Here is a 13,198-nt window from a genome sequence, read left to right on the forward strand (position 1 = left end):
GCTTTGATTTCAGTTCTTCGCTGTCTATTTACGATTATTTCCCGTTCCTGTTCGCTGTTTCATGACCCTCCAGCTTCTCCGTACCAGCGCTGGGCGCTGGACCGCTGGACCCCCGCTTCAGCAGCTTGGTGGGCAAGAGCAGTTCGGTATACGGATGCTCGGGATGATCCATCCGCCAGAACAGCTGCTCCACGGCCTTGCGTCCGTAGAGCTTCAGGTCCACATCCATCGTCGTAATTTGAGGCGTGGACACCTGAGACAAATAGCCGTTGTCGAAGCTGACGACGGAGACGTCCTCCGGCACGCGGTAACCCGATTGCTGCAGGGCCGAATTCAGGTAAAAGCCGAGCCCGTCGTTGACGCAGAACCATGCCGTCGGCAGCTGTGGCAGCGTTTTAATTTTTTGCAAAATGTAATCCGTGTTCTCTACAGCATCCTTGATTACCCATGGCTCGTGGATCTCCAGTCCGAAGTCGTTCATCGCCAGTACGTATCCTTCCCAGCGCTCGTAATAACTTGGCGAAAACGAAGTGTTGGCCAACAGGCCGATCTTTCGATGTCCCAGTTCTGTCAAGTGACGGATGGCCTCATATGCACTAAACCGGTTATTGGTTAAAATGCAGTCAGCATGGATAGAGGGATGGTGATGGTCGATGAGGACCGTCGGTTTACCCATGTTTGTAATGGTATTGATATAGTCAGTTGTAATGTGAGACAGAATGAGGATGCCGTCCACGGATTGATTGAGCAGAAACGAAGGGAGAGCCAGCTTATCGGCCGACTGTTTGCTGACCGATTGGATCAGAAGATTTTTTCCCCTGCGCACCGTTTCGCGTTCGATACTCAAATAAATTTCACCAAAGAAACTTTTCATAGAAAAGGCAAAATCAGAAGCGATCAGCGCAATATTTCCGGTCTGTTCCAGCTCGCCGGAGCGGCGCTTACGACTTTGCGAATACACATATCCCATCCGGTGTGCCGTCTCGAGGATCAGTTTCCGCGTATCTTCGCTGACCCCGTCTTTTCCCGACAGCGCCTGGGACACGGAATTCTTCGATATATTCAGCTGCTCCGCAATATCCTGCATGGTTACTTTATCCTTCATATGACACCTCAATTTTTGTTTTGCCTGCATAATTGGAGTTCTTTCAAAGAAACTTAAAAAGAAGCCTGCCTTTCAATAAATCACATTACGATAAATTGTAACGTTACAAGTTGTATAAGTAAAGAGCCTTTATATAAAAAGATTATTCTGTCTTTAATAAAGTGTTGACAAGGATTTTGTAATGCACAATAATAGGGTTACACAAACGCTTACAAAATATCTAGTAATCTTATTTTGTAACGTTACAAAATAATGTTTCGAGTCTTTGGAATGATGGTTTCAATCTTTCGAGACAATTTTTTGAGGAGGTCAACGATTCGATGAAAAGAAAAATGCTCGGACTTCTGGCTTTGGTGTTGGTGTTATCCTCCATGCTCGCCGCCTGCGGTTCCAAAAAGCAAAGCGCAACGACGGCGGATGGTGTGACGACCATTGAGTTTTGGGCGGCAGCCAATCCGACGCAGCAAGCCTTCTGGGAGAAGATGGCCAAGGCGTACGAACAGACCAATTCCAAAGTTAAAATCAACGTCAGTGTCATCAAGGAATCTCCAAGCTCCGAGGCCAGCATTCAGGCTGCGATTGCCGGGGGAAGCGCTCCGACCATTTCGGAAAACATCAACCGCGGTTTTGCCGCCCAGCTTGCAAACAGCAAGGCGCTGGTGCCGCTTGATACGCTAAGCGGATTTAACGATATCGTCACCACCCGTAATATGAAAAATACGATTGAACCATGGAAGTTCGCCGACGGGCATCAATACGTGCTTCCGATTTACTCCAATGCGATGCTGTTCGGCTGGCGCCTTGACCTGCTGAAGGAACTGGGGTACAACGAGCCGCCTAAAACGTACAGCGAAGCGCTTGAAGTGAATAAGAAGCTGAAAGCGAAATATCCGGACAAATACTTCTGGGCCAAAGCGGACCTCGCCGATCCGACGGCATGGAAGAGATGGTTTGACTTCTTCATGCTGTATAACGCGGCTTCCGGCGGCAACAAATTCATTGAAGGCAACAAGTTTGTCGGGGATGAGAAAGCGGGCGTCGAAACGCTGAAGTTTATTGACGATCTCCGCAAGGACAAGGGCATCCTGGCGCAAAACGTACAGGATCCGTTCGAGACGGGCACAAGCCTGTTTATCGACCTTGGTCCTTGGACCTTTACGAACTGGGCCGAGAAGTTCCCGGACATGAAATACAACCAGAATTACACGCTGAGCATGCCTCCGGTACCTGACGGCGTGGACCCGAAAGATTCCAAAACGTTTGCCGATACGAAGGGGCTTGTGATCTATGCGTCGGCCACCAAGGAGCAGCAGCAGGCGGCGATGGATTTTGTGAAGTGGGTTTATTCGGACGCGAAAAACGACGCCCAGTGGTTCGATGAAACGAAGCTGCCGCCGGCTCGCGACGACCTGACCACCAACGAATCCTTCAAGGCGATTTTGGACAAAAACCCGGAACTGAAGCCTTATGCCGAAAATGTGCCGAATGCGGTGCCGCCGATGGATAATCCGAAATATAACGACCTGCAGACCTTTATTGGACAAGAAGCCTGGAATAAAGTCGTCCGCGGGGAGATCGATCCGGCAGCCGGATGGGCGAACATGAAGAAAGCCATTGAAGGGGAACTTCAATAAAAGGAGTCTTCTAAATGAAAGAAAACAATAACCGGTTGGGCTGGCTATTCGCCAGTCCCTACCTCATTTACTCTCTCGTGTTTTTCCTGATTCCGCTCGTTTGGTCTTTTTATTTGTCTTTTACGAACTGGGATCTGATCGCTCCTGAATATGACTTTGTCGGCTTTGACAATTTTGCCAAGGCACTCAAATCGCCCGGCGTGCACGCCGCGTTCTGGGTGACATATAAATTCATGATGGTGTTTGTGCCGCTAGTGATCGTGCTGTCACTCGTCGTTTCGGTTCTGGTGCACAGTCTTCCACGTTTGAAAAGCTTGTTTCTCATCGGCTTTTTCCTGCCGTACCTGTCTTCCGGCGTCGTATCGGCGCTGATTGTGAAAGGTTTGTTGTCTTTCAACAGCCCGGTCAACACGGCGCTGCGCAAAATCGGCATTAACATCGACTGGCTGGGGACTTCATGGTCGGCACTTCTGATCGTCGGCATGATTATGGCTTGGAAATTTACCGGGTACTACGCGCTCATTCTGACGTCGGGCCTGGAAAGCATAGATCACGAAGTATACGAGGCGGCTGCCATCGACGGAGTTACCGGCCGGCAGCGCTTCTGGAAAATTACGCTTCCGCTGCTGTACCCTGCGCTCTATACGACGCTGATTCTCGCTTTCGGCGTCACCTTCGGCATCTTCACCGAGGTATACCAGCTGACAGGCGGAGGTCCAAACAATGCCACCAATACGTGGCAGATGGAAATTTACAGCCAGGCGTTCAAAAATCTGCAGGCCGGTTATGCGTCTGCGGTGGCGCTGCTCGCCTCGGTAGCTACCTTTATTTCGATCTTTATCATCCGGAAACTGCTAGAAAAGTGGGGTGCGCGAAATGGTTGGGTCTAAACGCAGCCGCAAGTCCAGTCTGGCCATCCGCTATATCATCGCAGGAGTATTGCTGCTCGTGATGGTGTATCCGTATTTGTACATGGTGCTGAATTCGTTTGCCGACTGGACACAGGTGGATCGAAAGCTGATTCCGAGCTCGTATACGCTGAAGTCGTACACCTGGCTGTTTACAGGCGGCGAGACGGGAATCACGCGGCCCTGGCTGGGCGCTTTTGTAAACAGTATCATCGTGTCGCTGCTGTCGACCTTCCTCATGATGCTGTTCGGGGTGATGGTCGCTTATGCCCTTTCGAAGCTGAAATGGCGCGGCAGGGATACCGTCAACAACTTCATTTTGTTCCATATGTTTTTTCCGGCCATCATTCTGCTGATTCCGAGCTTTCTCATTATTCAAAAGCTGGGCTGGTACGACACCTACTGGGCGCTGATCATTCCGAAAGGGGTCAGCCTGTGGGCGATCTTCATGTACACGAATTTCTTCAAGGCGGTGCCATCCGTATTTATTGAAGCGGCCAAGCTGGACGGAGCAAGGGATTTTCAAATTTTGTACAAAATCATGATGCCGATGTCCAAGTCCATCACCAGCGTCGTCTTTCTGTTCCTGCTGATGGAGCGTTGGACCGAGCTGCTGTGGGATATGATCATGGTCCGCAGCGACGGAATGCTGACGCTAAACGTTCTGCTTTCGCAGATGTTCGGTCCGTACGGAACGTATCCGGGTCCGCTGTACGCGGGATCAGTGCTGCTGTCCCTGCCGATCATCATCCTGTTCATCATCTTCGGCAAAAACTTCCAGAAGGGCATGCAGGTCAGCTTGAAATAAGCGCTGCGCGATAGGAAGGAGCGGATCTCCATGGGGGAGAAGACGGTGGCTGCAGAGACACCCTGGTGGAAAAGCAGCGTTTTTTATGAAATTTACATGCCAAGCTTTTGTGATGGAAACGGGGATGGCACCGGCGATTTCCAGGGATTGACCTCCAAGCTGGATTACTTGCGGGAACTTGGAATCGGGGGCATCTGGCTGACTCCGTTTTATCCCTCGCCGCGCGTAGATAACGGCTATGACATCTCGGATTATTATGGGGTGGATCCGGTGTTCGGGACGCTGGATGACTTTGACCGTTTCGTCCGGGAAGCCCGCCGCCGCGGCATTCGCGTGATCGCGGATCTGGTGCTGAATCATACATCCGCCGACCATCCCTGGTTCATAGAGTCCCGATCATCACGGACGAGTCCAAAGCGGGATTGGTATATCTGGAAGGATGCCGTGGACGGCGGCACACCGAACCATTGGGAGTCCTTTTTCGGAGGGACGGCATGGGAATGGGATGAGGCGACCGGACAGTATTATTACCATGCCTTCGCCAAAGAGCAGGTAGATCTCAACTGGGCGAATCCCGAGGTCAGGGAGGCCATGAAGGAAGTGATGTCGTTTTGGCTCGGCCGCGGGATTGACGGTTTCCGGCTGGACGTCATTAATTTCCTGAAGGTGTCCGGGCACCGGATCAGGTGCCGACGATTTTCTTCAGCAGCCATGACATGCCGCGGCATTATAGCCGGTTTTCCTCTGGAGACGATTCCGTGGACCTGTACACCGCCAAGCTGATGGCGGCATTGATGCTGACCGCCAAAGGCGTTCCCTTCATTTATTACGGTGATGAAATCGGCATGCGGGACTTCGTGCCGGCGGACATCGGGCAAATGCGCGATATTCAGGGGCTGACCGCATACCGGATGGCAAAGGAATCGGGGATGCCCGAGGCCGATGCGCTTACCGCCGCAATCCTTCGAAGCCGGGATCACTCCAGAACGCCTATGCAGTGGGATGGGAGCCGTTACGGCGGATTTTCACTTCACGGATCGTGGATACCCCTCGGCCCGTCGTCCCAGCAGGTTCACGTCCAGAAGCAGTGGGGGAGCAAGCACTCACTGCTGGAATTCTACCGCTCCCTCATCCGGCTGCGTGGTAAGCATAAGGCTCTCCAAACCGGGAAGTACACTTTTTTGAAGCGGAAAGGGGAGTGTATTTACTACGGCCGTCAATCGGAGGAGGAAGAGGTTTGGGTTGCGCTAAATTTCGGGAACCGACCGTGCGATTTGAACCATTTGGCAGCCGACGCGGCTTCGTACCGCTTACTGCTGACCAGCAAAGAAACGTCCGCGGATTCGAATCGCTGTCATTCACTGATTATTGATCCCTTTGAGGCTGCGGTCTGGGCAACGAGCACGAACCATAATATGCAATGAATTTAACTTCGACCAGGTAGGGGGATCATCGTGTTAAACGTGAACAAAACGGAAGTAAAAACATGCCGCGTGCTGCTGGAACAGTACTTGGCGGGGCGGGAGAGAACCGCTCCTGCTCACAAGGCGGAGAAGCTGGTTTTTGCCGGCGTCGGAGACCGGGATGTATACAACATCACGGCTCCGTTCGAGGATGATGGGCGGACCGTCATCGCGGGCCGGGTGGAATCCCGGGACAGTGAGCACTCCCAGGTCGTGTTCTTCGTGGAAAACGACGGTGCCTGGGTGCCGCTTGAAGGAGCGCCGGTGCTCGATCTGCAGGATCCGTTTCATACCCGGATCGGCGGAGAGCTGATCATGGGCGGAGTTCAGATTTACCCGCACCCGGAGAAAGAGGGAGCGCTCATGTGGCGCACGGCAATTTACCGGGGCGGCCGCATCGAAGATTTAAAGCTGTTTTTCACCGGTCCGGACGGCATGAAGGATCTGCGGCTCACCGGACTTCCGGACGGCGGGATCGGCGTATTCACCCGCCCGCAGGGCGATAAAGGCGGGCGCGGCCAGATCGGTTATTTCCAGGCCGCATCACTGGACGACTTGACTGTTCAGGCGATTGAGGAGGCCCCGCTCCTGGAAGGCCAGTTTATCCCCGAAGAATGGGGAGGGGCCAATGAAATTCACGTGCTAAGCAACGGCCTTCTCGGCGTGCTGGGACATACGGCCTGTTACGATGCCGAAGGCGATCGTCATTATTATCCCATGATTTTTGTACTCGATCCGCAGACGGCTGCGTTTTCCGATATGATGCTGATTGCGGTGCGGGATGATTTTCTGCCGGGTCCGGCCAAGCGCGAAGACCTTCAGGACGTCGTATTCAGCGGCGGCATCCTGCGCCGGGGCGACGGGACGGCGGTGCTGTATGCGGGAACAAGCGATGCGGAGGCACAGCGTCTGATCATAGCCGATCCTTTTGCGAGATTCGAATCCTAGTTAATACAATGAAGGAGCTTGATCCGAATGAACATTTATCGATATCCTGAAAATCCTTTAATCACGCCTGCCGACGTCAAGCCTCACCGCGAGGGCTTTGAGGTGATCGGTGCATTTAATGCCGGCATCGCCGAGTATCAAGGGGAAACGCTGATGCTGCTGCGTGTGGCGGAGCGTCCGGTCAGCGGCGATCCGAACGTCGTCATCGCCCCTGTATTCAATGCAAAGCGTGGTGATCTTGAACTGATTCCTTTCCGCAAAGACGATGACCGGTACGATTTTTCCGACCCGCGGGTGATCCGCAATAAATCCAAAAACGGCACGTTTGAGTATTTGACGTCCCTTTCTTATATCCGAATCGCCCGCAGCAAGGACGGCCATCACTTCACGGTGGACGATCAGCCGTTCATTTATCCGTCCAACGAACAGGAAGCGTTCGGCATCGAGGATCCACGGGTCACGCAGATCGGCGATACTTACTATATTTATTTTTCCGTCGTGTCTCCCGTAGGGATCGGAGAATCGCTCGTGTCGACCACCGACTTTGTGACGACCCGGCATCACGGCATGATCTTCGGTCCGGACAATAAGGACGTGCTCATTTTCCCGGAAAAGATCAACGGCAAATACTACGCTCTCCATCGTCCGACGATGAAAAGCATCGGAAATCCGGAAATTTGGATCGCGGAATCCGACAATCTGCTCTATTGGGGCAATCATAAGCATCTGCTCGGCCTCCGGGACGGGATGTGGGACAGCGGCCGGATCGGCGGCGGCGCCGTGCCGTTCAAGACCGACAAAGGCTGGCTTGAACTGTATCACGGAGCGACATCGGATCACCGCTACTGCATGGGCGCCGTGCTTCTCGATCTGAACGATCCGACGCGGGTGATCGCCCGTTCCGGGAAGCCCGTGATGGAGCCTGAGGCAGAATATGAAAAGCAGGGCTTTTTTGGGGACGTGGTGTTTTCCTGCGGCGCCGTCATTGACGGTGACACGGTGAAAATGTTCTATGGCGTTGCGGACACCTCTATGGCATGTGCGGAGCTCAGCGTGAAGGAAATATTGGACAGCCTCGAATACCTCGAAGCCAAAGTTTAGGATCGGGAAACGGAACGCCAAAACAAATCATTGTTTTGGCGTTCTATTACATCAGGCCCGGACGAGCCGGTTCGGCTTGCAGCAAGGGCGAAGTGAGGGGAACAGCATGATCATCAAAGACCATTGGAAGCTGCGGGATTTCAGGGAAGGGGAGGCAAAGGATCTTGAAGTGGCGTCGCCGCTGTATGACGATTACTTTTGGATGTCGGCGGAGGTGCCGGGCGACGTCCATACGACGCTGATGCACCACGGGCTGATCGACGATCCGTTCTATGGGCACAACGACCAGAAGTGCCGGTGGGTGGAGGAGCGGATCTGGTGGTACCGGACCGTTTTTACACTGGACGAGGCACTGCGGCCGGACGACAAAATGCTGCTGGTGTTCGAAGGGCTGGACACCTTTGCGACCGTGTATTTGAACGGTGCGGAGCTTGGTTCGACGGACAACATGTTTATCAGCCATACGTTCGAAGTCAGCCGCGAGCTGAAGCCGGGCAAAAATGTCATCGCCGTCAAATTCGACCCGGTCCATGCGAAAGTGGGCGGGAAGGCCGTCTCCACGTTCTGGTCCGGTTTTAGCAAGGAACGGGTCTGGACCCGTAAAAACCAAAGCCATTTCGGCTGGGATTGGGGGCCACCGCTCCTGTGCGCGGGAATCTGGAAGGAAGTGCGGCTCGAGAAATACGATGCTGTCAGAATAGAGCATGTCTATGCTCGGACGGCGGAGGTTGGTGAGATGGAGGCGACGGTTGATATTTCGGTGGAATTGACTTCATGGGACCGCCGGAAAACATACAGTGTTCTTGTTCATCTGCTCGACGGGGAGAGCGGGGAGGTGGCGGCTGCAGAAACGTTGGAGATAAGCGGAACCGCCGGCAGCGGGCTGTCCGGATTGGCCGGCGGCATGAGCCTTGCGGGCGGAACGAAACTTCGCGTATCGAAGCCCAAGCTGTGGTGGACCCATGATCTCGGCACGCCCCATTTATATGAGCTGCGGATTTCGGTGCACGAGGACGGGATCACCATGGACAAGCGCAGCCAGAAGCTGGGGATTCGCACGCTGGAGCTGAAGCAGCGGGATGCCGATGGAAAACCTGCCTTTACTTTTATGCTGAACGGCACTCGTGTATTTGCCAAGGGAGCCAACTGGATCCCGATCGACAGCTTTATCGGCGCGGTGCCGGATGTCCGTTATTCCCGCCTGATTGACATGGCGAAGGCCGCGAACATGAATATGCTCCGGGGTCTGGGGAGGGGGGATTTACGAGCGGGATATTTTCTATGATGAGTGTGACCGCCTGGGAATTTTGGTATGGCAGGACTTTATGTTTGCCTGTGCCCTGTATCCCGACTATAACCGCAATTTTATGGATAACGTCGCGAAAGAAGTGCAGCAGGTCGTCAAGCGGCTGCGCAGCCGGACATGCCTTGCCCTGTGGTGCGGCAATAACGAAAATGACTGGCTGTATGAGGCGCTGCATGCGAGCGGAAACATCCCGCATCCTTTTTATGGTGAGAAAATCAATCATGAACTGATGCCTGCGCTTCTGGAGCAGCTTGATCCTTCCCGGACATTCTGGCCGAGCTCTCCTTACGGAGGGAACGACCATAATTCCCGTGAGGAAGGGGACACGCATAACTGGCAGGTCTGGCACGGCAACATCGAGCCGAGGGTATTCGGCGAGCCCCAGCTTCAGGACTACAGCGTGGAAGGGTTGTCGTTCAAGAAATTCAAGGAGGACCGCACGAAGTTCGCCAGCGAGTTCGGCATGCATGCTTCCGCCAATTTGTACACGCTGAAGCGGAACGTGCCGCAGACGGAGCTGATGCTTGGCAGTGCGGAAATGATGAACCGCAACAAGGATATCAATCATCTCAAGGGCGTTATGCTGATGGAGGGATATACCGGGATTCCGGGCAACTTGGAGGAATACATCGATTTTTCCATGCTGACACAGGCCGAAGGCCTCAAATACGGCATTGAGCATTACCGAAGAAACAAGCCGGAGACGAGCGGGGCGTTGTTCTGGCAGTTCAACGACTGCTGGCCCGGCACCAGCTGGTCCGTCATCGACTATTACGGTCTACCGAAAGCGGCTTACCATTACGCCCGCAAATTTTATCATCCGCTGCTGTTGACGGCAGAGTATACGCCCGGGGATGCGGAACTCGTGCTATGGGGCGTGAACGATACGCGGAAAACTGTTTCCAAGACGGCAGAGCTGGTTGTCTACGGCTTGGACGGCCGTCAGGTATATGCCCGGACGTTCGCTGCAGAGATTGAGGCATGCGGGAAACAGCGCATCGCAGTGGTGAAGCTGGACGACCTGCTTCAAGGTCTCGACGCCGCTGAAGCCGTCTGCGTTGTGCGCTGGATGGACGGCTGCGGGGAAGAGAACTTTTATATTTTTGCGACCATAAAGATATGAACTTCCGGCCCGTTAACTTGAACGTTCAGGTCAACCCCGAGGAAGGGAGCGTAACGGTATCCTCCGACTATGCCGCCCGAATGGTAAGGCTTGAGATGGACGAAGCTTGGCTGGATTGGGAGGACAATTATTTCGACCTGCTTCCGGGACAGACGCGAGTGATCCATGTCGGACAGAAGGAAGGCAAGGAGATTCCGTGGAATACATTGAAGGTATCGGCATTAAACAGCTCGTCGGTCGCGATGAATGGACGACGGCCGGTTACGAAATGAGGAAGGGGAGAATTGGCGATGAGAGCGGCAGTGCTTGTGGACCAGGAAGTAATGGAGGTTAAGGAACAGGAGTTGTCCGGCGAGGTGGTGGCGGTCGGGCAGGGCGTAAGCAGTTTAAGGAAGGGGACCGGGTTTCGGTTGATCCGAATATATACTGCGGAAGCTGCGAATACTGCCGCAGCGGCAGGCTTCACTTATGCGACCGGCTGCAGGCGGTTGGCGTAACGCGGGACGGCGGCATGGCTGAATTCTGCCTTGTTCCTGCGGAAAATTGTTACATGATCCCGGACGCGATAAGCTATGAAGAAGCGGCTCTGCTTGAACCGCTCGGCTGCGTGCTGCACGGGTTTCGCAAGCTCGATATCCGGCCGCAGCATCAGGTGCTGATCATCGGCGGCGGATTTATCGGACAAATCTTCCTGCAGCTCGTTCGCGAATGCGGCGTTTCGCGGATTACGGTCAGCGAACCGGCATCCTACAAGCATGAGACGCTGCGCGGCTTGGGGGCGGATGCGGTCGTATCGCCTCTCGATCCGGATACCGCGGACGTTCTGGCTTCCAGTGCCGATGTCGTTATCGAATGCGTCGGGCGGACGGATTCGGTACAGACGGCCGTTCGTGCCGCCCGGAAGGGAGGGCAGGTGCTGCTGTTTGGCGTGGCTGCTCCGGATGCGGAGGCCGCCATTCGTCCTTTCGACATTTTTTCGAAGGAGCTGCGGATCATGGGTTCGTTCATCAACCCGTTTACCCACACGGATGCGATCCAGCTGGTATCCCGCGGCAAGGTCCGGCTCGCGCCTCTCATCAGCCACCGCTTCACACTGGAGCAGCTGCCGGATGCGATGCGGAATTACCCTCAGCTGGGGGTCAGCAAGGGCATTGTTCAAATCTAAAAGGTGAAAGCAGGTAAGCCGGAATAGACACTGATAGAATCGGTGTCTATTTTTCCATTTTTGGGTAATCTATGATTGTTATCGCCCAAAATTGATTTATTGACTGAAAAAGAAAGATTACCAGCTTTGACCAAGCATTTTTGGTCATTTTTTCACGAACTAACATAATTGACCGTCCGTTAATTTAACTATATACTTCTTATAATATAAAGATTAGCGAAGGAGGAAATCGGATTGGAAGACAGATCCATGACCGTAAAGATTGAGATAGATACGCTGGTAACGATGCTGAAAATGGCCTTCTCCTTTGAGAATTGGGATAACATGATTAAAATTTCTACCGAACTTTATGAGTCCGCTTACGAGATGTATGTCGAACAAAAGGAACGGAATCGCCGGCTTCAGGTTACGGAACGCCCGATCGTCTATTATTTCGGGTACAGCCATCTCATGAAGGGGCTTGCCTACCAAAAGAAGAAAATGTACCAAGAGGCTAAACAGTGCATAGCCAACTATGAAGATCTAAGCTACATGTCTGACGGATCTCCTGCCAACAATCAGGCTGTCGAAAACTTCCGTTTTTTCGCAAGAGCCAATATGTTTACGCTTAATATTCTTTCAGGGAATTTGGACTGCCTGGAGGATTATTCAGCGTTTATACAGGAAAATCCATCCGAAACTCTCCCTGGACTAATCACGATTTTAGAGGCAGCAAATATACATAACTATGACGTCGATCATATCCTTGATATTCTTGTCGTCGAAGATTCGCAGCTCATTCCGATTGACCAAAATCCCGTAGATCTCTCCTATTATATTTCTTTTTTGTATTTGCTGGCGGTTTATAGATTTAAAAAGAAAATACACGCAGAAGCGCTCGATAGGACTTTACAAGCTTTGACATTATCTGATAAACTTGAAGATGACAAAATTTTCAAAAAATAGCGTCGCCTTATTCGAATCTTTCAGATCTCATGCTTCACAGTCTCAACTAGAATCGTACTCGTCTATCCAAAAAAACATTCTCAAAGGAGCGATTGAAGATGAAGAAGGTATTGTTTTCGACGGTAGTAGCATTAGGACTATTTAGTGTTAGTCTGCTGACGGCATCCGCCTTTACGACGCTGAACCACGGTGCCAACTATGATACGGCCAACCACGGAGCCAACTATTCGATCCAGAACCACGGTGCAAACTATTAATCGGTTTTGCTAGCTGAGGTTAAGATACTTTATAGACGATTTAGAAGAACAGCCCGACAGCTTGTTGGGCTGTTTTTTTGTTTCCATTATGCCTGTTTGTGTCGAATGTGGCCTCCGAGCTGTTGAACCATGGAGGGGCATCGAATGCAGACAGCAGACGGCCTGATGGTTTTATGCTTCTGTTTGAATTGACGTTTGTTGTTATATCTTGTCATTTGTATTTATAATGAAGAAAAACGGTTGGAGGTTACTATGTTTGCAACCCAGCGAAGAGAAAAAATACTGGAGGCGCTTCAGCGCGACAAGCAAATTGTGGTGAAGCAGCTGGCTCGCGAGCTGCAGGTGTCTGAGGGGACGCTGCGGACGGATTTGCGGATGCTGGAAGAAGAGGGCGTCCTGGAGCGTACCCACGGCGGAGCGGTTCCGGCGAGGACC

The 13,198-nt window shown here is 52.7% G+C and carries 13 protein-coding genes and 2 pseudogenes; 14 read left to right on the plus strand and 1 reads right to left on the minus strand.

Annotated elements, in window-relative coordinates:
• Positions 1-34: 34 nt before the first annotated feature.
• Positions 35-1,105 carry a LacI family DNA-binding transcriptional regulator gene (locus tag CPT76_RS05385; protein WP_105442175.1) on the minus strand — a complete coding sequence of 357 codons (1,071 nt, stop codon included), beginning with the start codon at positions 1,103-1,105 and terminating at the stop codon, positions 35-37.
• Between the two features lie 320 nt (positions 1,106-1,425).
• Here CPT76_RS05385 and CPT76_RS05390 point away from each other — a divergent pair, with 320 nt between their 5' ends.
• The 14 genes and pseudogenes from CPT76_RS05390 to CPT76_RS05435 form a co-directional block, all read left to right on the plus strand.
• On the plus strand, positions 1,426-2,739 hold the full coding sequence (locus CPT76_RS05390) for an ABC transporter substrate-binding protein (protein WP_105442176.1): 1,314 nt from the start codon (positions 1,426-1,428) through the stop codon (positions 2,737-2,739).
• 14 nt (positions 2,740-2,753) lie between these two features.
• Positions 2,754-3,629, plus strand: coding sequence for a carbohydrate ABC transporter permease (locus tag CPT76_RS05395; RefSeq protein WP_076171042.1), 876 nt, complete (start codon positions 2,754-2,756; stop codon positions 3,627-3,629).
• Positions 3,616-4,455: a carbohydrate ABC transporter permease gene (locus tag CPT76_RS05400; protein ID WP_105442177.1), complete on the plus strand. Its 840-nt coding sequence runs from the start codon at positions 3,616-3,618 to the stop codon at positions 4,453-4,455. Before CPT76_RS05395 ends, CPT76_RS05400 begins: the two co-directional genes overlap by 14 nt.
• A gap of 30 nt (positions 4,456-4,485) precedes the next feature.
• Positions 4,486-5,879 (plus strand): annotated as a pseudogene (locus CPT76_RS42440) (alpha-amylase family glycosyl hydrolase).
• A 30-nt stretch (positions 5,880-5,909) separates the two neighbouring features.
• Positions 5,910-6,866 carry an MTP-1 family protein gene (locus CPT76_RS05410; protein ID WP_105442178.1) on the plus strand — a complete coding sequence of 319 codons (957 nt, stop codon included), beginning with the start codon at positions 5,910-5,912 and terminating at the stop codon, positions 6,864-6,866.
• A 27-nt stretch (positions 6,867-6,893) separates the two neighbouring features.
• Positions 6,894-7,967 carry a BtaManbiosPhlase gene (locus CPT76_RS05415; RefSeq protein ID WP_105442179.1) on the plus strand — a complete coding sequence of 358 codons (1,074 nt, stop codon included), beginning with the start codon at positions 6,894-6,896 and terminating at the stop codon, positions 7,965-7,967.
• Between the two features lie 106 nt (positions 7,968-8,073).
• On the plus strand, positions 8,074-9,252 hold the full coding sequence (locus CPT76_RS39015) for a glycoside hydrolase family 2 protein (RefSeq protein ID WP_258168106.1): 1,179 nt from the start codon (positions 8,074-8,076) through the stop codon (positions 9,250-9,252).
• Positions 9,253-9,292: 40 nt separating this feature from the next.
• Entirely contained in the window at positions 9,293-10,396 is a 1,104-nt protein-coding gene (locus CPT76_RS39020) for a hypothetical protein (RefSeq protein WP_258168108.1), read from the plus strand.
• Entirely contained in the window at positions 10,393-10,668 is a 276-nt protein-coding gene (locus tag CPT76_RS39025) for a glycoside hydrolase family 2 protein (RefSeq protein ID WP_258168109.1), read from the plus strand. Before CPT76_RS39020 ends, CPT76_RS39025 begins: the two co-directional genes overlap by 4 nt.
• A gap of 128 nt (positions 10,669-10,796) precedes the next feature.
• Positions 10,797-10,898: pseudogene (locus CPT76_RS41895) on the plus strand (zinc-dependent alcohol dehydrogenase family protein); the annotation flags it as partial.
• A 48-nt stretch (positions 10,899-10,946) separates the two neighbouring features.
• A complete protein-coding gene (locus CPT76_RS05425) occupies positions 10,947-11,561 on the plus strand; it encodes a zinc-binding dehydrogenase (RefSeq protein ID WP_374954609.1) in 615 nt (204 codons plus the stop codon).
• A gap of 234 nt (positions 11,562-11,795) precedes the next feature.
• Positions 11,796-12,506: a DNA-binding protein gene (locus tag CPT76_RS05430; protein WP_105442180.1), complete on the plus strand. Its 711-nt coding sequence runs from the start codon at positions 11,796-11,798 to the stop codon at positions 12,504-12,506.
• A 98-nt stretch (positions 12,507-12,604) separates the two neighbouring features.
• The gene (locus CPT76_RS37040; RefSeq protein ID WP_163876363.1) at positions 12,605-12,763 is read left to right on the plus strand and encodes a hypothetical protein; all 159 of its coding nucleotides are present in this window, start codon (positions 12,605-12,607) and stop codon (positions 12,761-12,763) included.
• Positions 12,764-13,015: 252 nt separating this feature from the next.
• Positions 13,016-13,198 (plus strand): DeoR family transcriptional regulator (locus CPT76_RS05435; protein WP_146116167.1); only part of this gene is annotated, 183 nt, incomplete at its 3' end.

The organism is Paenibacillus sp. AR247 (genome assembly GCF_002968895.1).
GTDB lineage: Bacteria > Bacillota > Bacilli > Paenibacillales > Paenibacillaceae > Paenibacillus_AQ > Paenibacillus_AQ favisporus.

Excerpts from the sequence above, each read along its gene's own strand:
- CPT76_RS05385 (WP_105442175.1), bottom strand. The coding sequence starts at position 1,105 with ATGAAGGATAAAGTAACCATGCAGGATATTGCGGAGCAGCTGAATATA.
- CPT76_RS05390 (WP_105442176.1), top strand. The coding sequence starts at position 1,426 with ATGAAAAGAAAAATGCTCGGACTTCTGGCTTTGGTGTTGGTGTTATCC.
- CPT76_RS05395 (WP_076171042.1), top strand. The coding sequence starts at position 2,754 with ATGAAAGAAAACAATAACCGGTTGGGCTGGCTATTCGCCAGTCCCTAC.
- CPT76_RS05400 (WP_105442177.1), top strand. The coding sequence starts at position 3,616 with ATGGTTGGGTCTAAACGCAGCCGCAAGTCCAGTCTGGCCATCCGCTAT.
- CPT76_RS05415 (WP_105442179.1), top strand. The coding sequence starts at position 6,894 with ATGAACATTTATCGATATCCTGAAAATCCTTTAATCACGCCTGCCGAC.
- CPT76_RS39015 (WP_258168106.1), top strand. The coding sequence starts at position 8,074 with ATGATCATCAAAGACCATTGGAAGCTGCGGGATTTCAGGGAAGGGGAG.
- CPT76_RS39020 (WP_258168108.1), top strand. The coding sequence starts at position 9,293 with ATGTTTGCCTGTGCCCTGTATCCCGACTATAACCGCAATTTTATGGAT.
- CPT76_RS39025 (WP_258168109.1), top strand. The coding sequence starts at position 10,393 with ATGAACTTCCGGCCCGTTAACTTGAACGTTCAGGTCAACCCCGAGGAA.
- CPT76_RS05425 (WP_374954609.1), top strand. The coding sequence starts at position 10,947 with ATGATCCCGGACGCGATAAGCTATGAAGAAGCGGCTCTGCTTGAACCG.
- CPT76_RS37040 (WP_163876363.1), top strand. The coding sequence starts at position 12,605 with ATGAAGAAGGTATTGTTTTCGACGGTAGTAGCATTAGGACTATTTAGT.